24 protein-coding genes are annotated in these 17,972 nt (G+C 60.4%); 8 read left to right on the forward strand and 16 right to left on the reverse strand.

The genetic code is table 11. The annotated features are described in order from the left end of the window. Positions 1-11: 11 nt before the first annotated feature. Together BFN10_RS02055 and BFN10_RS02060 are read right to left on the reverse strand one after the other, a co-directional pair. Positions 12-1,295, reverse strand: a complete 1,284-nt coding sequence (locus tag BFN10_RS02055; protein WP_071488223.1) for an arsenic transporter — start codon at positions 1,293-1,295, stop codon at positions 12-14. A gap of 19 nt (positions 1,296-1,314) precedes the next feature. Beyond that, positions 1,315-1,671: a metalloregulator ArsR/SmtB family transcription factor gene (locus BFN10_RS02060; protein WP_071488224.1), complete on the reverse strand. Its 357-nt coding sequence runs from the start codon at positions 1,669-1,671 to the stop codon at positions 1,315-1,317. A gap of 177 nt (positions 1,672-1,848) precedes the next feature. Here BFN10_RS02060 and BFN10_RS02065 point away from each other — a divergent pair, with 177 nt between their 5' ends. The 4 genes from BFN10_RS02065 to BFN10_RS02080 all read left to right on the forward strand — a co-directional run bounded on the left by BFN10_RS02065 (position 1,849) and on the right by BFN10_RS02080 (position 3,668). Beyond that, positions 1,849-2,064: a hypothetical protein gene (locus BFN10_RS02065; RefSeq protein ID WP_025856028.1), complete on the forward strand. Its 216-nt coding sequence runs from the start codon at positions 1,849-1,851 to the stop codon at positions 2,062-2,064. A gap of 71 nt (positions 2,065-2,135) precedes the next feature. After that, the gene (locus tag BFN10_RS02070; RefSeq protein WP_071488225.1) at positions 2,136-2,831 is read left to right on the forward strand and encodes an AzlC family ABC transporter permease; all 696 of its coding nucleotides are present in this window, start codon (positions 2,136-2,138) and stop codon (positions 2,829-2,831) included. Next, positions 2,828-3,139 carry an AzlD domain-containing protein gene (locus tag BFN10_RS02075; protein WP_071488226.1) on the forward strand — a complete coding sequence of 104 codons (312 nt, stop codon included), beginning with the start codon at positions 2,828-2,830 and terminating at the stop codon, positions 3,137-3,139. Before BFN10_RS02070 ends, BFN10_RS02075 begins: the two co-directional genes overlap by 4 nt. 175 nt (positions 3,140-3,314) lie before the next feature. Beyond that, positions 3,315-3,668, forward strand: coding sequence for a hypothetical protein (locus BFN10_RS02080; RefSeq protein WP_071488227.1), 354 nt, complete (start codon positions 3,315-3,317; stop codon positions 3,666-3,668). A gap of 144 nt (positions 3,669-3,812) precedes the next feature. Here the strand turns inward: BFN10_RS02080 and BFN10_RS02085 are convergent, their stop codons facing one another. From BFN10_RS02085 to BFN10_RS02120, 8 genes are all read right to left on the reverse strand, one after another. Beyond that, positions 3,813-4,517, reverse strand: coding sequence for a YoaK family protein (locus tag BFN10_RS02085; RefSeq protein WP_071488228.1), 705 nt, complete (start codon positions 4,515-4,517; stop codon positions 3,813-3,815). A 69-nt stretch (positions 4,518-4,586) separates the two neighbouring features. Then, positions 4,587-6,209: an ABC-F family ATP-binding cassette domain-containing protein gene (locus BFN10_RS02090; RefSeq protein WP_071488229.1), complete on the reverse strand. Its 1,623-nt coding sequence runs from the start codon at positions 6,207-6,209 to the stop codon at positions 4,587-4,589. A gap of 124 nt (positions 6,210-6,333) precedes the next feature. After that, positions 6,334-7,371 (reverse strand): DNA topoisomerase IB, encoded by a 1,038-nt coding sequence (locus BFN10_RS02095; protein WP_071488230.1) that lies wholly within the window; start codon positions 7,369-7,371, stop codon positions 6,334-6,336. 78 nt (positions 7,372-7,449) lie between these two features. Continuing rightward, positions 7,450-8,529 carry a molybdenum ABC transporter ATP-binding protein gene (modC, locus tag BFN10_RS02100; RefSeq protein WP_071488253.1) on the reverse strand — a complete coding sequence of 360 codons (1,080 nt, stop codon included), beginning with the start codon at positions 8,527-8,529 and terminating at the stop codon, positions 7,450-7,452. A 5-nt stretch (positions 8,530-8,534) separates the two neighbouring features. Further along, the gene (modB, locus tag BFN10_RS02105) at positions 8,535-9,215 is read right to left on the reverse strand and encodes a molybdate ABC transporter permease subunit (RefSeq protein ID WP_071488231.1); all 681 of its coding nucleotides are present in this window, start codon (positions 9,213-9,215) and stop codon (positions 8,535-8,537) included. Beyond that, complete coding sequence (gene modA / locus BFN10_RS02110; RefSeq protein ID WP_071488232.1) at positions 9,216-9,974, reverse strand: molybdate ABC transporter substrate-binding protein; 759 nt, start codon at positions 9,972-9,974, stop codon at positions 9,216-9,218. Positions 9,975-10,093: 119 nt separating this feature from the next. Next, positions 10,094-11,152, reverse strand: a complete 1,059-nt coding sequence (locus BFN10_RS02115; protein ID WP_071488233.1) for an NAD(P)H-dependent flavin oxidoreductase — start codon at positions 11,150-11,152, stop codon at positions 10,094-10,096. A gap of 109 nt (positions 11,153-11,261) precedes the next feature. Then, on the reverse strand, positions 11,262-12,140 hold the full coding sequence (locus BFN10_RS02120; RefSeq protein ID WP_071488234.1) for an alpha/beta fold hydrolase: 879 nt from the start codon (positions 12,138-12,140) through the stop codon (positions 11,262-11,264). A gap of 173 nt (positions 12,141-12,313) precedes the next feature. Between BFN10_RS02120 and BFN10_RS02125 the strand changes: the two genes are divergently transcribed. After that, the gene (locus BFN10_RS02125) at positions 12,314-12,907 is read left to right on the forward strand and encodes a CGNR zinc finger domain-containing protein (protein WP_071488235.1); all 594 of its coding nucleotides are present in this window, start codon (positions 12,314-12,316) and stop codon (positions 12,905-12,907) included. 56 nt (positions 12,908-12,963) lie between these two features. On the opposite strand, the gene ada is transcribed toward BFN10_RS02125, so the two are convergent. From ada to BFN10_RS02140, 4 genes are all read right to left on the reverse strand, one after another. After that, positions 12,964-14,016 (reverse strand): bifunctional DNA-binding transcriptional regulator/O6-methylguanine-DNA methyltransferase Ada, encoded by a 1,053-nt coding sequence (gene ada / locus BFN10_RS02130; RefSeq protein WP_071488236.1) that lies wholly within the window; start codon positions 14,014-14,016, stop codon positions 12,964-12,966. A gap of 75 nt (positions 14,017-14,091) precedes the next feature. Beyond that, positions 14,092-14,757 (reverse strand): DNA oxidative demethylase AlkB, encoded by a 666-nt coding sequence (alkB, locus tag BFN10_RS02135; RefSeq protein WP_071488237.1) that lies wholly within the window; start codon positions 14,755-14,757, stop codon positions 14,092-14,094. 4 nt (positions 14,758-14,761) lie between these two features. After that, positions 14,762-14,929, reverse strand: a complete 168-nt coding sequence (locus BFN10_RS29385) for a hypothetical protein (protein ID WP_012724160.1) — start codon at positions 14,927-14,929, stop codon at positions 14,762-14,764. Positions 14,930-14,954: 25 nt separating this feature from the next. Next, entirely contained in the window at positions 14,955-15,257 is a 303-nt protein-coding gene (locus BFN10_RS02140) for a DUF1883 domain-containing protein (RefSeq protein WP_003191319.1), read from the reverse strand. Between the two features lie 212 nt (positions 15,258-15,469). Between BFN10_RS02140 and BFN10_RS02145 the strand changes: the two genes are divergently transcribed. After that, on the forward strand, positions 15,470-15,823 hold the full coding sequence (locus tag BFN10_RS02145) for a hypothetical protein (RefSeq protein ID WP_071488238.1): 354 nt from the start codon (positions 15,470-15,472) through the stop codon (positions 15,821-15,823). A gap of 115 nt (positions 15,824-15,938) precedes the next feature. Continuing rightward, complete coding sequence (locus tag BFN10_RS02150) at positions 15,939-16,169, forward strand: hypothetical protein (protein ID WP_071488239.1); 231 nt, start codon at positions 15,939-15,941, stop codon at positions 16,167-16,169. A gap of 9 nt (positions 16,170-16,178) precedes the next feature. Here BFN10_RS02150 and BFN10_RS02155 read toward each other — a convergent pair whose 3' ends face one another. Next, a complete protein-coding gene (locus BFN10_RS02155; RefSeq protein ID WP_071488240.1) occupies positions 16,179-16,460 on the reverse strand; it encodes a hypothetical protein in 282 nt (93 codons plus the stop codon). Positions 16,461-16,603: 143 nt separating this feature from the next. Further along, positions 16,604-16,789 carry a hypothetical protein gene (locus BFN10_RS02160; protein WP_012724166.1) on the reverse strand — a complete coding sequence of 62 codons (186 nt, stop codon included), beginning with the start codon at positions 16,787-16,789 and terminating at the stop codon, positions 16,604-16,606. Positions 16,790-17,097: 308 nt separating this feature from the next. On the opposite strand from BFN10_RS02160, the gene galU reads away from it, so the two are divergent. Then, on the forward strand, positions 17,098-17,937 hold the full coding sequence (gene galU, locus BFN10_RS02165; RefSeq protein ID WP_003173830.1) for a UTP--glucose-1-phosphate uridylyltransferase GalU: 840 nt from the start codon (positions 17,098-17,100) through the stop codon (positions 17,935-17,937). The last annotated feature ends 35 nt before the right edge of the window (positions 17,938-17,972 follow it).

Genomic DNA, 17,972 nt, shown 5'->3' on the forward strand with positions numbered 1-17,972 from the left:
GGGTATCTCCGTTAGAAACTCAGGCGCAAGGCGAGGGCGGCGAGGGTGATCAACAGCACCGGCAAGGTCAGCACGATGCCGACCTTGAAGTAGTAGCCCCAGGTGATGCTGATGCCTTTGCGCGCCAGGATGTGCAGCCACAGCAAGGTGGCCAGGCTGCCGATAGGGGTGATCTTCGGGCCGAGGTCGCTGCCGATCACGTTGGCGTAGATCATCGCGTCCTTGACCACACCCACGGCATGGCTGGACTCGATGGACAGCGCGCCGATCAACACCGTCGGCAGATTGTTCATCGCCGACGACAGCAGCGCCGTCAGCACACCGGTGCCCATGGCCGCGCCCCACACGCCGTAAGTGGCAAACGTGTCGAGCCAGGTGGCCAGGTAGGTGGTCAGGCCGGCGTTACGCAGACCGTAGACCACCAGGTACATGCCCAGGGAAAAGATCACGATCTGCCACGGCGCTTCCTTCAGCACTTTGCGCGTGGAAATCTTGTGCCCCTTGGCGGCGATCACCAGCAACAGCAGGGCACAGGCGGCGGAAATCGCACTGATCGGAATGCCCAGCGGTTCCAGGGCAAAGCACCCCACCAGCAGGATGCCCAACACCCACCAGCCGGCGCGGAAGGTCGCGCGGTCGTGGATGGCGCTGGCGGGGTCGTCCAGGTCGGCCGGGTCATAGGTTCGTGGAATATCGCGGCGGAAGAACCACAGCAACACCGCCAGGGTGGCCGCGACGCTGACGAAGTTCACCGGCACCATCACGGCGGCGTATTCGTTGAAACCGATCTTGAAGTAGTCGGCCGAAACGATGTTCACCAGGTTCGACACCACCAGCGGCAGGCTGGCCGTGTCGGCGATGAATCCCGCGCCCATGACGAAAGCCAGGGTTGCCGCCGGGGAAAAGCGCAGGGCCAGCAGCATCGACATCACGATGGGCGTCAGGATCAGCGCTGCACCGTCATTGGCAAACAACGCCGACACCAGCGCGCCGAGCAGCACCATGTAGGCAAACAAACGCCGTCCGCGTCCACGTCCCCAGCGCGCCACATGCAAGGCGGTCCAGGCAAAAAAACCGGCCTCATCCAGCAGCAGGCTGATGATGATCAGCGCGACAAAAGTACCGGTGGCATTCCAGATGATGTGCCATACCACTGGGATGTCGGCCAGGCTGATCACGCCGAAAGCCAGGGCCAGGATCGCGCCCAGGGTTGCGCTCCAGCCGACGCCCAGGCCTTTGGGTTGCCAGATGACCAGAACAATGGTGAAGATAAAAATCGCGATGGCGACAAGCATGGATAAACGCTCCGGTGGCTCAGCAGCAGGTACTGGCCCGTTGTGGTCGGTCGCCCATTGCATCCAGACGCAGTGCGTCGCTGTGCAACCAGGGCTGGTTGGCTTGCAAAGTGGTGTGCAGCACGGCAGTGACCCAGTCGGGTAATGCCGGATTGATGCGGTAATAGATCCATTGACCCTGACGACGATCCAGCAGCAAGCCGCAACTGCGCAGTTGCGCCAGGTGACGGGAGATTTTTGGCTGGCTGTCGTCCAAGGCATGGATCAGTTCGCACACGCAAAGTTCGCCTTCGCGCAGGATCAATAACGTCAGCCGTGCCCGGGTGGCATCGGCCAGGCATTTGAACAGGGTGGGCGGGGAGATGAGGTCCGACATGGTCAAGGCCTTCGTATATATGGTTGTCCGAATATACGTATTTCCATATGTATCGGTCAAATCATGTTTCAATTGACTTGGATCATATGTCTCGAAAATCACCACAAGTGTCTGAAATTAAAATGAAACACGAATGTCCTAAAGTGCCTGCCCATTGCTGATGAAGGAAGACCCCGCGTGACCCGTGCCACTCGCAACCTGCGCAAGACCCTGGATTCCGTCGCGGAAAATAACGAAACCGCGGCGTTCGACCTGATGCGCGCCGTCGAAAAGCTCGGCGATGAAGTGCTGCGCCAGCGCCTGCTCAATACTATTCACCGACTCAACCAGGATGCCCACGAACTGCGCGAAGCGCGTGATTCGGTGGAACAAGTGTCGGTCCGGCTCGCCTGAGCAAGATCGTTCAAGACAACTCCATTGTTGCGCTGGCATGCTTGTCGACTGTCTGTCGATGAGCCGTTTCCATGCCTACTGCCTTACCTCATTACGCCTTCGCTCGCGGCGCCATTGCCGTCATTCCCTTGTCCCTGGCCTGCGCGCCCTGGGGACTGTTGGCCGGTTCCATGGCCATCGATGCACAATTCAGCCCGTTGGAAGCCCAGGGCCTTTCTGCCATCGTATTCGCCGGTGCTGCGCAACTGGTTGCCATCGGCATGGTCAAGAGCGGCGCCAGTCTGATTTCCATCGTGCTGACCACCTTGCTGCTGACCTCCCAGCATTTGCTGTATGGCATGCACTTGCGGCCGGTCCTTTCTCCCCTCAAGACCCGCTGGCGCATGAGCCTGGGCTTTCTGCTGACCGACGAATTCTTTGCGCTGGTCAGTCACTATGACCGCGAGACCTTCAATCGCTGGTATGCCTTGGGTGTCGGCCTGACGTTCTATATCGCCTGGAACCTGTTCACCCTGGCCGGCATCGTGCTTGGTAAAAGCATTCCCGGCCTCGACCAACTGGGCCTGGAATTTTCCATCGCCGCCACCTTCATCGCCTTGATTACGCCGGTGGTGCGTGACGTTCCCACGGTGGTCTGTGTGGCGGTGTCATTGCTGTTCTCGGTGTGGCTGAGCTTCCTGCATTGGGAATCGGCGGTGGTGGTGTCCGGCCTGCTGGGCATGAGCGCAGGGTATGCCTGCAAGCGACTGGGAGTAGGGCAGCAATGATCTACATCATGATTGTGGCCATGGGCCTGGTGGTGTTTCTCAACCGTTACCTGTTTATCGAGCCACGCCTGCCGGTGCGCCTCAACCGTGGCGCGCGGGAGTTTCTGGGATTCGCGGTGCCGGGGATGCTCACGGCGATTTGCGGGCCGATCATTTTCCTGGCTGACCACCAGCTCAACCTGAGCCCGGCCAACCCTTACCTGCTGGCGGGTATCAGCGCCGTGGCATTGATGTTCTGGACACGCAATGTGTTGATGACGGTGCTGCTGAGCATGGCGTTGTTCTATCTGTTCCGCTGGCTGCTCTGAGCACAACCGGGGCGAAAAAAAGCCCGCGGGAGCGCGGGCGGAAGGAAGACTTCTAAAAATGAGCGTGACCACTATAGGTCGCGCCTGGCCCCTTTACAGTGAAACAAAGTTCATGCGGCCATCAGTCCGGCCTGTGGCAATGGTACAGTCGCGTTTTTTCCAACGGAGCAATGGCATGCACAAGGTGGTAATTGGCGCACTGGTACTGGCGGCCCTGGCCGGTTGCGCGGGTTCGAAGATGAGAGACGCGCGCGCAGGCACGCCTTACAAGACCCTGGCTTCGGACAAGGCCACCCTGGTCGTTGCCGAATGCGTGCAGTTCGGCTGGCAGGACGAAAGTGTGTTCGGCGTTGACGCCGGCGGCTTCAAGGAGCCAATCGGCGCGGGTGGCTTCACGGTGTACACCACCGCTGGCGATTACTTTGTCGATGTACAGAGCGCGGGCAGCGGTTCCACCATCAAGTACTACGCCATCGAAGACAACATGCCGGCCAAGCGCCGTTTGGCCGCACTGGCGACCTGCCTGTAATCCGTTGCCTTAGTCGATTTAGGAAATGCCTGGCACGACAGCCGCGAGGCATTCGCTTATGATTCACCGGCTCGCCCGACATGATGGCTCTTTACCAGTACACGGACGTCGAGGCCTAAACGTCGGGCGAGCTCCTTTTAACCTTCAGCGGGGCATGAAGCCCAGGTGCCAGCGCCGAGGGATCTTCAGCGATACCAGCCCCAGAAACCCCGCCAATACACCGCTGACGATCAGCGCCTTGAGCCCCAGCTGCTGCTCCAGCAGCGCACCGATCACCGCCCCCACAAACATCCCGGCCCAAGGGATCAACTGTACGCGCCAGCCATTGCGGCGCTCGCCGAGCAGCCAGCGCCCCAGCCCACGGCCAAAGCGTGACAGTGCACCGGTGACGTAAGTCAGTCCCACCGGCAGCCCGTTGACCTCTTCCACCGCAGCATTGAGCATGCCCATCGCGATGATCGCCGCCAGTAGCGCGGGCAACGTATCGGCGAAGGGCAGGAGTGCACCGCCGCACAGCAAGGCGGCAATACACAGCAGCAAGGGCAGGGCATGGCGACGGCTGAGTCGGCCGACCACCACGCCCAGCGCGTTACCCACCACAAAAGTTGCCACCAGCAACAGCAGCCGCCCGGTCAGGCCCAGGTCACCCGCGCTTATCGCCACCGCCAGGCGCGTAGTGTTCCCGCTCATGAACGAAACAAAGTCACCGCTCGCCATGAAGCCGATGGCATCGGTCATGCCCGCCAGCACCGACAGGCTGGCCACCAGCATCAGTCCGACGCGGCCACGCCAACGCTGTCGATGGGCCAGTGCGGCATTGACGTAGGGCTTTCGTGGCGAAGGCAACATAGGGCCGGGTTCCTCGGTGAGATTATCCGGCCACTACCGTAGGACGCTTTAAGCGCGCATGCAATGACCTCAGGCAGGCGTCAGGGTCCAACCCGCAGGATGCCAGTCCAGAAAGTGCGTCGGCCTGATCGCTTGCACAAACGCCGCGTCATGGGACACCACCAGCATTGCCCCGGCAAAACCTTGCATGGCTTGCTCAAACGCCATCACCGATTCCAGGTCCAAATGGTTGGTCGGCTCGTCCAGCAACAGCAATTGCGCCGGCACTGCGCGCCACAAGGCAACCGCCATCGCAGCCTTCAGGCGTTCGCCGCCGCTGAGTTGCCCGGCGGGTTGGGTCACACGCAGGGCATCCAGTTGCAGCAGGGCCAGGCGCGTGCGCAATTCGCCTTCCGCCAGCGGGGTGTCCAGCAGGTTCAGTTGTTCGACGATGGAACGGTGGTCGTCGAGCAGCGCGAGGTGCTGATCGATATAGGCGCTGGGCACGTGCACGTGGCATTCGCCGCTTTCTGCACGCCATTCTCCCGCCAGCACTTTGAGCAGCGTGGACTTGCCGCAACCGTTGGGTCCATGCACCGCCACACGCACCGGGCCGGTGAGGTGCACGTTGAGGCAGGTCGACGGCAGCCAGGGTAATTGCGCGTTGATCAACGACAGCACCTGTCGGCCGTTAGGTACCGCTGACGCAGGCAATGCCACCAGCGTCGGCGTTTCATCCTCGACCCGAGCATAGGCTTGGCGCACCTGGGCATCCAGCTCCTGTTTGTGTTGCTCATGCGCGCTGCGCACGGTGCTGACGATCTGCGAGGCAGCGCCTTTCCAGCGCGCTTTGGTGAAGCGATCGACGTTGGCCGTTTCCGCATGCTTGCGTGAGCGGGCGGCATGGCGTTGCAGGTTGTCGTGGCCTTTTTGCAGGCGCCGCTTTTCGCGGCTGCGTTCCAGGCGAGCGTGTTCCAGTGCGGCGACGGCGGCGTGCTGTTCAGCGTCGCGCTGTTGTCGATAGGCGTCGTAGTTCCCGCCATATAGGTTTACGCCGAGCGGCGACAGCTCAATGATGCGCCCCATTGCGTTGAGTAATTGCCGGTCATGGCTGACCACCACCAGGCCGCCACGCCATTCGTCGAGGACACGCAGCAGCCAGGCGCGGCCATCGCTATCGAGGTGGTTGGTGGGCTCATCGAGCACCAGCAACTGTGGCGCGGCCAGCAGCGCGCCGATGATCGCAACCCTGGCTAACTGGCCGCCGCTGAGTTGACGGGCTGGGGTATCAACAGAAAGCCGCGACAACCCTGCGGCATTCAAGCTACTGCGCAAACGCTCGGCCAAGTCCCAACGATCATCGATCAATTCGAGGTCATCGATCTGTGGGGCGCCTCGGGCCATGCGCTCAAGGGCGGTCAATATCGCTGCGGTGCCGGTTAGATCGGCGACGGTATCGCCTGGCGCTACCACGACGTTCTGCGCTACATAGATCACGCTGCGTGGGCAATTCAACGAGCCGGAGGAGGGCGACAACAGCCCCGCGATCAATTTGGCGAGTACACTTTTTCCTCGACCATTGCGCCCCACGATACCGGTGGGGGTGTAATCGATGGACAGGTTGAGGTCATCCAGCAGCGTCTCGCCATTGGCGAACCGGAAGGATAAATGTTGCAGGGAAACAAGCACAGGCAGCCGGTTGACGTCAGTCATCAGCACCTCCAAAAAAATGTCGGACAGGCCAACAAGCGCGCCAGGCGGCTCGTTGCGGGTACATTTTGGAAGGCTTAGTGGTTCACGTCGGCGGTCGTCCTGCGCATCAGAAGGGAGGCAAAGCCTAACCCGCCTTGGCTTTTTTCGGCAAGTCTTGCGCCAGTTGCTCCAGGAACATCGCCAAGGCCACTTCTTCGGCCTTGAGCCCTTTGCGCAGTCTTGGTTTGGGCAATTTGGAGAGTTCGCCGAGGCTGAAATGCTCCAGCACGGCCGGGTGGATATAGCATTTGCGGCACACCGCCGGCGTGTTGCCCAGCTGCCTGGCGACGTCCTTGACCATCGCCACCACATGCCGCTTGGCATCCGACTCAGGCTGCCATTCCAGCTCGCGCAACACCGCCAGCGCCATGGCGGTGCCGGCCCAGGTGCGGTAGTCCTTGGCGGTGAAGTCGGCGCCGGTGAGGCGGTGCAGGTAGTCATTGACGTCCTGGGAACTGACGGTGTGCCGTACACCGTCTTCGTCCAGGTACTGGAACAGGTTCTGCCCCGGCAGCTCCATGCAGCGTTTGACCACCGTGGCCAGGCGCCGGTCCTTGACGCTGATCTGGTGCTCTACGCCGCTCTTTCCACGAAACTGGAACTGGATCTCGCTGCCTTTGACATCCACATGACGGGTGCGCAGGGTGGTCAGCCCGTAGGACTTGTTGTCCCGCGCATACTGAGTATTGCCGACCCGGATCAGCGTCGCGTCCAGCAGCATGACGACCGTGGCCAGGACTTTTTCGCGGGTAAAGCCGGGTTCGGCGATTTGCGCTTCCAACTGTTTGCGCAGCTTCGGCAAGGCGTTGCCGAATTCCTGCAGGCGCGAGTATTTGTCGCTGTCGCGCACCTCACGCCAGCGCGCGTGATAGCGATACTGCTTGCGCCCGCGCGCGTCGCGGCCGGTCGCTTGCAGATGGCCTTGCGGGTCGGCGCAGATCCACACATCGGTGTAGGCCGGCGGTACGGCGAGGGCGTTGAGGCGCTTGATCTCATCCGCATCGCGGATACGCTCGCCCTTGGAATCGAAATACTGGAACTTGCCCCGCAGCGTCTTGCGACGGATGCCGGGCTGGGTGTCGTCAACGTAATGCAGGTCGCGGGGCAGCGCAGAGTCGGACATGGGGCGGGTTCCTTGGCAACACATCAGGCCGGTATGTCTGATTGACCGCAGCCGTATGCGGTCGTGCCAAAAGATTGCTCAAGCCAGCACGGCGACCGCCTTGATCTGCGCCCACAGCGTCTGGCCGGGGTGCAGTTGCAACTGGTCGCGGGAGAATCGCGTGATGCGCGCCAACAGCGGCGAGCCTCCCGCGTCCAGGCGTACCAGCACGTGAGCGCTGTTGTCCGCGGCAATTTCCTGGGTGACGGTGACCGGCAGGCGGTTGAGGATGCTGCTGTGCTCCTCGGCTTGCAGGCTGAGGCTCACGTCGCGCGCCTGCACCTTGATGCGCAGCGCCTTGCCCAGCGCCAGCGGTGCATGGGCTACGCGCATGTGCAGGGCGCTGGCGGGCAGTTGCAGCGTGAGCAATTGGTAGTGGTCGTCGTAGGCACTGACCGTACCATTGATGACCACACCGGCATCGTCACCCCGCGCCAGGGGCAGGTCGAGACGTGCCAGGGTTTCACCGATGGGGCCGCTGGCCAGGGCCTTGCCGTCGCTGAGCAGCACGATGTGATCGGCCAGGCGTGCCACTTCATCCTGGGCATGGCTGACGTACAGCACCGGGATATCCAGTTCATCGTGCAGGCGTTCGAGGTACGGCAGGATTTCACCCTTTCGCTGACTGTCGAGGGCAGCCAGCGGCTCGTCCATCAGCAGCAGGCTCGGGCTGGTGAGCAAGGCGCGGGCGATACCGATGCGCTGGCGCTCGCCGCCGGAGAGGTGCTGGGGATGGCGCTCGAGCAGATGACCGATGCCCAGCAACTCAGTGGCCTGGGCCATGTCCACACGACGCTGTTGACGGGCAATCCGCTTGAGGCCGAACTCCAGGTTGGCGCGTACCGACAGGTGCGGGAACAGGCTGGCCTCCTGAAACACGTAGCCCAGCGCGCGTTTATGCGGCGGCACGAACAGCCCGTTACGACTGTCTTGCCAGACGTCATCATTGATCTGGATGAAGCCGTCTCCGGCGCGTTCCAGCCCGGCGATGCAGCGCAGGCAGGTGGTCTTGCCGGAACCGGAATGCCCGAACAGCGCGGTTACGCCTCGGCCGGGCAGGTGCAGGTCCACATCGAGGGCAAAGCTTGTGTACTTGAGGTTCAGGCGCACATTGATCATCGACATCAGCTCCAGCCCATCCTGGTTTTACGGCTGGAGTAGAGCGCCAGCAACACGAGGAACGCGAACACCACCATGGAGCCGGCCAGCCAATGGGCCTGGGCGTATTCCATGGCTTCCACATGGTCGTAGATCTGCACGGAGACCACGCGGGTCTTGTCCGGGATATTGCCGCCGATCATCAGCACCACGCCGAATTCGCCGACGGTGTGTGCAAAGCCCAGGATCGAGGCGGTGATAAAGCCGGGGCGGGCCAGGGGCAGAATCACTGTGAAAAAAGTGTCCCACGGGTTGGCACGCAAGGTTGCGGCCACTTCCAGTGGGCGTGTGCCGATGGCGGAGAAGGCGTTTTGCAACGGCTGCACCACAAACGGCATGGAATAGATCACTGAGCCGATCACCAGTCCGGCGAAGCTGAAGGTGAGGGTGCCCAGGCCCAACCACTGAGTGAACTGGCCGAAATAGCCATTGGGCCCCATGGTCAACAACAGGTAGAAACCGATCACCGTCGGCGGCAACACCAACGGCAAGGCGACGACCGCACCAATGGGGCCGCGCCACCAGGAACGGGTGCGCGACAGCCACAAGGCAATCGGAGTGCCGATGACCAGCAGGATCACGGTGGTCAGTGAGGCCAGTTTGAGGGTCAACCAGATAGCGGAGAAATCGGCACTCGATAACGGCATTTACTTGGCCAGCTCGTAACCAAAGGACTTGATGACGGCAGCGGCTTTAGGCCCCTTGAGGTATTCGACCAGTGCCTTGGCAGCGGCGCTGTCTTTGCCCTTGTTGAGGATCACTGCGTCCTGTTTGATCGGGTCGTGCATGGACGCCGGGACGATCCACGCCGAACCGCTGGTGACGTTGCCGTCTTTATAGATCTGCGACAAGGCCACAAAGCCCAGCTCGGCGTTGCCGGTGGACACGAACTGATAAGCCTGGGTGATGTTCTGGCCTTCGACAATCTTGTCCTTGACCTTGTCGGTCAGACCTTCCTTGGCCAACACCTGAGTGGCAGCCAGGCCATAGGGTGCGGCTTTCGGGTTGGCAATCGACAGGTGCTTGAACTCGTTTTTCTTCAATACGTCGCCTTTGGCGTCGACGTAACCGTCCTTCGCCGACCATAGCGCCAGGGTGCCGACGGCGTAGGTGAAGCGCGAACCCTTGACGGTGTCGCCTTCGCTTTCAAGCTTCTGCGGGGTGGTGTCGTCGGCGCTCAGGAACACTTCGAACGGCGCGCCATTCTTGATCTGGGTGTAGAACTGGCCGGTGGCACCGTAGGCCGCGACCAGTTTGTGCCCGGTATCTTTCTCGAAGTCGGTGGCGATCGCCTGGATCGGTGCAGTGAAGTTGGCTGCGACGGCCACCTGGACTTCATCGGCGTGGGCCGAACCGAATGCCAGGGCAACGGCCAGGATGGCCAGGCGTGAGGCATGACTCTTCATGAAACAGCTCCTTTGAGGGTGTACGGCTTGTTATAGGTAGAAGGCTTAACCGCTATGTATGGGAATATATAGCGGTTGGCCTTTGCCGGTACAGTGCAAAGTTGCCACACAGCCGAGTGCTAGTTGAGCTTGGCCAGCGCCTGCTCCGCCAATTCACGGGTCAGTTCATAAGTCGTGGTGTCTTTGCCCAGGCGCAGTGCCTGACCGGACCACAGGTTGCTGAAGCCCGCTTCATCCTTGGCCTTGAGCGGTATCAACGCGCCACCGGAAGTGGGGAACGCCGGTGCGGCCGGGTTGATCGCGCCCAACTCGCGCATTACCCGGTTGACGATGCCCCGTGCCGGGCGACCGGTGAACAGGTTGGTCAGCGCGGTTTCGCTGGCCTGGGCATGGCGCAAAGCATAGTGATGTGAGGCCGTGACGTTGGCTTCGGGAGTAAACAGGTACGCCGTGCCAATCTGCACCGCCGAGGCGCCGAGGGCGAACGCCGCGACAATCCCGCGCGCATCACCGATGCCGCCGGCGGCAATCACTGGCACGCTGACGGCGTCGACGACTTGCGGCAACAAGGCGAACAGGCCGATCTGGGTATTGAGGTCGTCGCTGAGGAACAATCCACGGTGCCCGCCGGCCTCACTGCCCATGGCGATGATTGCATCGCAGCCATGCTGTTCCAGCCAGATCGCTTCTTCCACCGTGGTGGCCGAAGACAGCACTTTGGCACCAGTGGCTTTCACCCGATCCAGCAGGGACTTTTCCGGCAAACCGAAGTGAAAGCTGACCACTTCGGGGCGGAATTCTTCGACGACCTGGCACGCGGCGTCATTGAACGGTTCACGGTTGGAGACCGGGGTGGGCGCATCAAAGTCGGCGCCCAGTTCGCGGTAGTAGGGTTCCAGCAGTGCCTTCCAGCGGCGATCACGCTCGAGGTCTGGCGTGGGCGGTTGGTGGCAGAAGAAATTGACGTTGATCGGACGTGGGCTGGCCTGGCGAATGGCGGTCAGCGCTTCGCGCAGCTGCTCGATGCTCAGCGCTGCAGCCGGCAGCGAACCCAACGCACCGGCCTGATTGGCGGCGATAACCATGGCGGTGGTCGTGCCCACCGCCATGGGGGCCTGGATGATGGGCAACTGAATGCCCAGCAGGTCGAGAAGGCGGGTGTCTGGCCAGGTGCTCATGGGATGCGTCTCCAGCGTTAGTGAGGCTTTTCGCTGTTTTAACAGGGCCCATGGCCCCCGGCCACTCTGTTTTATTCACTGGACGATCGCGGCGTTTCGTGGTGCGTCATCAATCAATGGCGTTGCCGAGTACGGCGTGAATCCGCTCGGCGATATGGGCGGCATGGGTTTCCAGGGCGAAGTGACCGGTGTCGAGCAGTTCCACCACGGCATTCGGGTTGTCAGCTTTATAGGCGTGGGCGCCTGGCGGGATAAAGAACGGGTCGTTCTGGCCCCAGATCACCAGCGTGGGTACGAGTGTGGCCTTGAAGAACGCCTGGAACGCCGGGTACAGCGCCAGGTTGTTGCGGTAGTCGAGGAACAGGTCCAGTTGGATCTCGTCATTGCCGGGGCGCTGCATGAGCAGTACATCGAGCATGTAGGATTCCGGGGCTACCCGCTCGGGCTGCTTTACGCCATGCAGGTATTGGTAGCGCGTGCCTTCCAGGCTGATCACTGCGTTGCGAATCACCTCGCGGTTGGCCTGGGTCGGCTCGTTCCAATAGGTGCGAATCGGTGCCCAGGCATCCCCCAGGCCTTCCAGATAGGCGTTACCGTTCTGCGACACCAGCGCGCTGACCCGTTCCGGATGCGCCACCGCCAGGCGCAGGCCCACCGGCGCGCCATAGTCAAAGACATACAGGGCGTAACGGTTCAACGCCAGCGCATCGACAAAATGCCCGACCGTGATTGCCAGGTTGTCGAAGCTGTAGTGGTAATCGCGCTCAGCCGGCACCTCGGTGAAGCCGAAGCCTGGCAGGTCCGGCGCAATGACCCGGAAGCGCGTGGCAAGCAAGGGGATCAGGTCGCGGAACATGTGCGACGAACTGGGAAAGCCGTGCAGCAGCAACATGACCGGTGCCGATGCAGCACCGGCCTCGCGGTAGAACATGCGCACGCCGTCGGCATCGACGTGGCGGTAGTGAACGACAGGGGTTGGAGTGGTCATGATGGAATGCCCTTTGTAACTAGATTGAGTTGATTTACGGGTTACTTTTTAAAAAGCTGCGCTGATTAATGTAACCTGTCAAATCATTTATGAGGGTTATAATTGTTATTTTTGTAACTATCCTGATGTCGTAATAGCGGTTACGATATGGACGCTCACAAGAGGATTGCCCCATGACCCTTCCCCCATCCACTGCCGCCCCCTCGGAACCCTATGTCTTGGCCGATGATCCGGTGTTGGACATGCTCAATACCCTGGCGAACATCGACGGCGTGCCGTGGGATTTCTGGCAGGCCGATGCCGACGTGGCCGCCTGGTTGGTGCGCCTGCAATGGGTTGAACAACACGGTATTCCGCAGTTTGAACCGGGGGCCTTGCTCAGCGCCGCGCGGGAGTTGCGCGAAGTGATTCGTGAGTTGGTGGCTGCGCGCAAAGCGCGACAACCTGGCAATCCGGCGGCGCTCAACGGCTTTTTACGCAAGGCGGTGAGCCATCCGCAGTTGGTGTGGACGGCGTCCGAGGCGCCAAAGCTTGAGCGCCAGCGCAAGCAGCAGACGGCGCAACAGTTCCTGGCCCCGATTGCCGAGGCGGCCGCCACGTTGCTGGTGGAAGGAGATTTCAATTTGATCCGGCGCTGCGAGCATCCGGAATGCATCTTGTGGTTTTATGACCGCACCAAGGCCCACAAGCGCCGCTGGTGCAGCATGGCGTTGTGTGGCAATCGGCATAAAGTCGCTGAATTTCGTAAACGCAAACTGAAGCTTTGAAGGAGATGGCCTTGCACACCATCCAGGAGCAGCACGTCGCGACAGTCAGGGATCCGCTAGGTCTTAGACGACTGTTCTCTGGCGAGCAATTGCTGCTTGCGCTCCACCCCCCAGCGGTAGCCCGATAGCTCACCATTGCTACGCACTACGCGGTGGCAAGGAATGGCCACCGCCAGGCTGTTGGCGCCACACGCCTGGGCCACCGCACGGAACGACTTTGGTGCGCCGATGCGCTCGGCGATCTGCGCGTAGCTGGCGGTGCTGCCCGGTGGAATCTCGCGCAAGGCTTGCCACACCCGTTCCTGGAATGCGGTGCCGCGCAGGTCCAGTGGCAAGTCCAGGCCGAGCGCGGGCGCTTCGATAAACCCCACGACCTGCGCAATCAGTTGCTCGAAACACGGGTCGGCGCCCACCAGTTCCGCGTTGGGAAATTGATCCTGTAGATCGCGCACCAGTTGGTCCGCGTCATCCCCCAGCAGAATCGCACAGACGCCGCGAGCGCTCTGCGCCACCAGGATCGCTCCCAGTGAGCACTGCCCGACGGCGAACAGTATCGCAGTGTTGGTGCCCCCGGCCTTGTAGTCGCCGGGCTTCATGCCAAGTAGTTGGTCGGCGGATTCATAAAAGCGACTGTTGGAGTTGAAGCCCGCTTCATACAGTGCATCCGTCACTGAGTGCGCACTCTTGAGACCGTCGCGCACCTTGCGCGAACGATGGGCGCTGGCATAGCCCTTGGGTGTCAGGCCAGTAACGGCTTTGAACACACGGTGAAAATGAAAAGGGCTGAGATTGGCGTGCAGTGCCAGCGTATTCAGGCTGGGTGGAGTGTCGGCCTGTTCGATATGACGACAGGCATCGGCCACCAGCTGTGCATGCTGCGCCGCGAGCTGGGTCCGGTCGCCGGCCGCGCGTCTGCTGGCGCGATAGCCGGCGGCTTCGGCCTGCGCCGGGGTGTCGAAAAACTCGATGTTTTCCGGGCGCGGCAAGCGTGAAGCGCTACTGGCGCGGCAGTACACGCCGGTGGTCTTCACGCCATAGACGAACAGCGCATCGGCCTTGGGGTCACGGGCAAGTACGGCGGCCCAGCGCGGGTCTTGTTCGGTAGTCATGTTCGGCACTCTTGACGGATCCCGGCCAGATTAGCCGGGTCGCGAACGCCCGGCACTCTGAAGCTTGCGGTCAAATCAGCCGGCGGTGCGAAAGGTCAGGTTGATGCGTTGGGGACCCATCACCGGGTGCACGCCTTCCTTGATCGGCATCACGCCATGAAAGCGCAGGCGGTCCACGCCGCCCCAGACCACCACGTCGCCATGGAACAGCGAGACTTTGCGGGTCTTGTCACTGCGCGCATGCCCACCAAACAGAAATATTGCCGGCAGTCCGAGCGAGACAGACACCACGGGTTCGCTGTAGCGACGCTCATTCTTGTCTTGATGCAGCGACATTTTTGCGCCGGGTACATAGCGGTTGATCAGGCAGGCGTCCGGGGCAAAGTCAGGGAACCCGGCGTCAGCGGCCGCCAGCACCGCCAATTCACGCAGGGCGTCCGGCATGGGCGGCCAGGGTTGCTGGCTACGTGGGTCCACGGATGAGTAACGGTAACCAGAGGTGTCGGTAGTCCAGCCCAGGTCGCCGCAACTGCTCAATGCCGCCGACATGGTAAAACCACCCGGTGTGACCATTTGCCGAAACGGTGATTGAGCCAGCACCTGCCGTAGTTCCGGTAGAAGGCGCTCAATCCAGGGCAGGGCGTAGCCTTTTAATACGCAGGACTGTTCGCCAATTTGCTCGCGCCCTGCGGGTTGCTGCAAGGCGTCTTCGGCGAACAGATCTTCGGTGGGGCCGGGCATTCGCCTACAGCGCCTTGCTCACATTGATGTCGGTGATTTCATCACTGGCATCGTGAATTTTCGCCAAGGCTTGCTTGGCTTCTTCGACGCTGTTGGTCTGCAGTTGAGCGAACTCAAAGCGGCGTTCGCCGTTGAGCTTGTACTTGATTACGTATTTGGTAGTAGCGGTCACGATCGTTTCCTGTGGGAGGGTCGGGTCAGCTCAGCTTGGAGCTGGTGCGACGCACAATGCGGATCTTGTGAGACAGCGCGGGTTTGCGGGTCACGCTGATGGCACGGCGTGTGACCACGTCAAGGGTGATATTCCAGAACCCGGTGCTCGGTGCGGTGATTTTGGCGGGGAACTTGTCGAATGCGCCGCCGTGGTAGGTGTGTCGGCCGCCATTCTTGAAGCTGCGAAAATTCGCATCGCTCATTAGCCGGATATTACAAGTCTGCGAGCATTCGATGACAACAATGTCTCCCTCGTTGAGGTGCTCGCGCTGGTGGATGAATTTCATGAGGGTGTCTCCAGAAGGGCTTTTTCTGAAAAATCAGAACGATACGTAGGTTAAGATGGAGTTTATCAGCCCCAGCGCGTTTATTATCGGCCCGTCTTCAACGACGTCGACAATTTAAAACAGTTATTTACCGAGTTATCAGGGATAAATCCTACGTGGGCGGGAGAAAAATACCATCCTCGCTGTCGTAGGGTCTTTATCGGAGGTTTTGTATGAAGTGGAGTGTGTTGGTTCTGGCCCTGGCGATTGGTGGGTGTGCTTCGGTTGCAGATATCAAGCAGACCCCGCCGACCCTGGCGGTTATTTCCGGGAAGAAACCGCAGGAATATGCTGCCTGTGTAGTGCGTAAACTGTCCACCACGCGCCGGCCGCCGCAGATCGAGCCGCATAAGGACGGTGTGCAGGTGATTGTGCCGCAGAAATTCTCGGCGGACCCGTCGGCAATTTTCGAGATCGAAGACCGCTCCAGCGGCAGCAGTATCAAGCTCTACGAGAGCATGTCCAATGTGCCGATCCGCCCCGGTGATGTGAAGAAGGCCGGCGAAGAGTGCATTTCCGGTTCATAAGCGCCGTTTCACCCACTGATCGGGCAGGGCATCCGTTAAACTCTCGTCCATTCAATGCAAAAATGCCGTGCAAACCCCCGGTTTGTGCGGCATTTGTTTTTTCGGGAAGTCTTTTATGAAGCGTGAACACGTCAGGGCTCGCCAGGCCGAAGGCCAGATATCGGCCACTCACATCATCCAGAACCCGGCTGACTTGGGGGAGTGGATTGTATTTTTCAAGAAAAGCGGTGGCCGCAGCTTTTTCCTGGTGGACGATCAGGATGAAGTCGAGTCGTTCTCGCGGCTGGATGACCTGGTGGAGACCATTCGTGGCCTGGGTATCAAGTTCGCCGATATCCAGTTGTAGGCGCTAAGCTTACTTGCACACGACTACGACACTGCGGCTTTTGAAGTTGCCGACGTCCTGGCCCAGGGTCTTTTCACTTTCCTTGAGCGAAGGCGTGCCTTCGGTGCCGACGATACGGTAGCCGGTGCCTGCGCAAGAAGCGTCGGCCTTTTCATAGCAGCTGGCCCAGGAATTGGCTTCGCCCGAGCAGTCGATGGTCAGGCCTTGCTCACCGTTTTTCAGGTAGACGTCAGAGGTGGTGGTGCATCCGGCGAGCGCCAGTCCTGCAGTCAGTGCCAGAATCTTGTTCATGTAGGTTCATCATCGAGGGTGTTGGAGGGCACGCTGACACTGTCGTGGGGCGTTTTGGCGAGATTATAGCGAACTGCCATCTACGTACAGACAAACACAAAAAAGCCCCGTTCACCGGGGCCTTTTGCACAGGGCATTGACGTTTACTTGCCCTTGGGCCGTTTGCTCGAAGCGTGGCCTGCTTCATCCACAAACACTTCGGCTACGGCAATAGCCTGGCTTTCGCTGGCAAATGCGCCGGCGACGCTGTCGCCGTGGAAGTTGATCAGGTGCCAACCGTCTGCTCGCTTGGTGATCAGGTAGCCGTTCACGCCTTTTGGTTCTGACATCTATCAAGTATCTCGTGGTCTGGTTCAGGGGCCTATGATAGCGCCAAATGTCGCGGGCACGCGCAAGTTATTCTAGGTCAGTGTTACCGCTGTAAAAGCATGCTAAAAAGGTCACAGCCCTTGGAAATACCCCGTGCAGGCTCATTTGGCCGTGCCGATGCAGATGCGCTTCGTAAGATACGCGGAACTTACGCCGAGATTTTTTCTCTATGATGACATCGCAACGCCAGCAGGACCCATTGTAAGGTGACTGCGGCCTGATTAGACTGCGCCGAATTCCGTACGCACAGCCCTTTGTAAGGACCCATATGATCAAGAAATGCTTGTTCCCAGCAGCCGGTTACGGCACTCGCTTCTTGCCAGCGACCAAGGCCATGCCCAAAGAGATGCTGCCGGTGGTGAACAAGCCACTGATTCAGTACGGCGTCGAAGAGGCACTGGATGCCGGCCTGAACGAAATCTCCATCGTGACCGGCCGTGGTAAGCGCGCGCTGGAAGACCACTTCGACATCAGCTACGAGCTGGAAAACCAGATCAAGGGCACCGACAAGGAAAAATACCTGGTCGGCATCCGCAAACTGCTGGACGAATGCTCGTTCTCCTACACCCGTCAGACTCAGATGAAAGGCCTCGGCCACGCCATCCTGACCGGACGCCCGCTGATCGGTGACGAACCGTTCGCCGTGGTACTGGCGGATGACCTGTGTGTGAACCTGGAAGGCGACGGCGTACTGACCCAGATGGTCAAACTGTATCAAAAGTACCGTTGCACTATCGTTGCCGTGATGGAAGTGAACCCCACCGAAACCAACAAGTACGGCGTTATTGCCGGTGACGACATTGGCGATGGCCTGATCCGCGTGCGTGACATGGTCGAGAAACCAGCGCCGGAAGACGCACCTTCCAACCTGGCGATCATCGGTCGTTACATCCTGACTCCGGACATCTTCAAGCTGATCGAGGAAACCGAGCCAGGCAAGGGTGGCGAGATCCAGATCACCGACGCCCTGCTCAAGCAAGCCAAAGACGGTTGCGTGATTGCCTACAAATTCAAGGGCCAGCGTTTCGACTGCGGTGGCGCCGAGGGCTACATCGAAGCGACCAACTTCTGCTACGAGCATTTCTACAAGACTGGCAAGGCTTACTGATTCACGGTGTAGGCAGCCTGTTCCAAAAAAGCCAC

This window comes from Pseudomonas extremorientalis, assembly GCF_001870465.1.
GTDB lineage: Bacteria > Pseudomonadota > Gammaproteobacteria > Pseudomonadales > Pseudomonadaceae > Aquipseudomonas > Aquipseudomonas extremorientalis.

Excerpts from the sequence above, each read along its gene's own strand:
- BFN10_RS02055 (WP_071488223.1), bottom strand. The coding sequence starts at position 1,295 with ATGCTTGTCGCCATCGCGATTTTTATCTTCACCATTGTTCTGGTCATC.
- BFN10_RS02060 (WP_071488224.1), bottom strand. The coding sequence starts at position 1,671 with ATGTCGGACCTCATCTCCCCGCCCACCCTGTTCAAATGCCTGGCCGAT.
- BFN10_RS02070 (WP_071488225.1), top strand. The coding sequence starts at position 2,136 with ATGCCTACTGCCTTACCTCATTACGCCTTCGCTCGCGGCGCCATTGCC.
- BFN10_RS02075 (WP_071488226.1), top strand. The coding sequence starts at position 2,828 with ATGATCTACATCATGATTGTGGCCATGGGCCTGGTGGTGTTTCTCAAC.
- BFN10_RS02080 (WP_071488227.1), top strand. The coding sequence starts at position 3,315 with ATGCACAAGGTGGTAATTGGCGCACTGGTACTGGCGGCCCTGGCCGGT.
- BFN10_RS02085 (WP_071488228.1), bottom strand. The coding sequence starts at position 4,517 with ATGTTGCCTTCGCCACGAAAGCCCTACGTCAATGCCGCACTGGCCCAT.
- BFN10_RS02090 (WP_071488229.1), bottom strand. The coding sequence starts at position 6,209 with ATGACTGACGTCAACCGGCTGCCTGTGCTTGTTTCCCTGCAACATTTA.
- BFN10_RS02095 (WP_071488230.1), bottom strand. The coding sequence starts at position 7,371 with ATGTCCGACTCTGCGCTGCCCCGCGACCTGCATTACGTTGACGACACC.
- modC (WP_071488253.1), bottom strand. The coding sequence starts at position 8,529 with ATGATCAATGTGCGCCTGAACCTCAAGTACACAAGCTTTGCCCTCGAT.
- modB (WP_071488231.1), bottom strand. The coding sequence starts at position 9,215 with ATGCCGTTATCGAGTGCCGATTTCTCCGCTATCTGGTTGACCCTCAAA.
- modA (WP_071488232.1), bottom strand. The coding sequence starts at position 9,974 with ATGAAGAGTCATGCCTCACGCCTGGCCATCCTGGCCGTTGCCCTGGCA.
- BFN10_RS02115 (WP_071488233.1), bottom strand. The coding sequence starts at position 11,152 with ATGAGCACCTGGCCAGACACCCGCCTTCTCGACCTGCTGGGCATTCAG.
- BFN10_RS02120 (WP_071488234.1), bottom strand. The coding sequence starts at position 12,140 with ATGACCACTCCAACCCCTGTCGTTCACTACCGCCACGTCGATGCCGAC.
- BFN10_RS02125 (WP_071488235.1), top strand. The coding sequence starts at position 12,314 with ATGACCCTTCCCCCATCCACTGCCGCCCCCTCGGAACCCTATGTCTTG.
- ada (WP_071488236.1), bottom strand. The coding sequence starts at position 14,016 with ATGACTACCGAACAAGACCCGCGCTGGGCCGCCGTACTTGCCCGTGAC.
- alkB (WP_071488237.1), bottom strand. The coding sequence starts at position 14,757 with ATGCCCGGCCCCACCGAAGATCTGTTCGCCGAAGACGCCTTGCAGCAA.
- BFN10_RS02140 (WP_003191319.1), bottom strand. The coding sequence starts at position 15,257 with ATGAAATTCATCCACCAGCGCGAGCACCTCAACGAGGGAGACATTGTT.
- BFN10_RS02145 (WP_071488238.1), top strand. The coding sequence starts at position 15,470 with ATGAAGTGGAGTGTGTTGGTTCTGGCCCTGGCGATTGGTGGGTGTGCT.
- BFN10_RS02150 (WP_071488239.1), top strand. The coding sequence starts at position 15,939 with ATGAAGCGTGAACACGTCAGGGCTCGCCAGGCCGAAGGCCAGATATCG.
- BFN10_RS02155 (WP_071488240.1), bottom strand. The coding sequence starts at position 16,460 with ATGAACAAGATTCTGGCACTGACTGCAGGACTGGCGCTCGCCGGATGC.
- BFN10_RS02160 (WP_012724166.1), bottom strand. The coding sequence starts at position 16,789 with ATGTCAGAACCAAAAGGCGTGAACGGCTACCTGATCACCAAGCGAGCA.
- galU (WP_003173830.1), top strand. The coding sequence starts at position 17,098 with ATGATCAAGAAATGCTTGTTCCCAGCAGCCGGTTACGGCACTCGCTTC.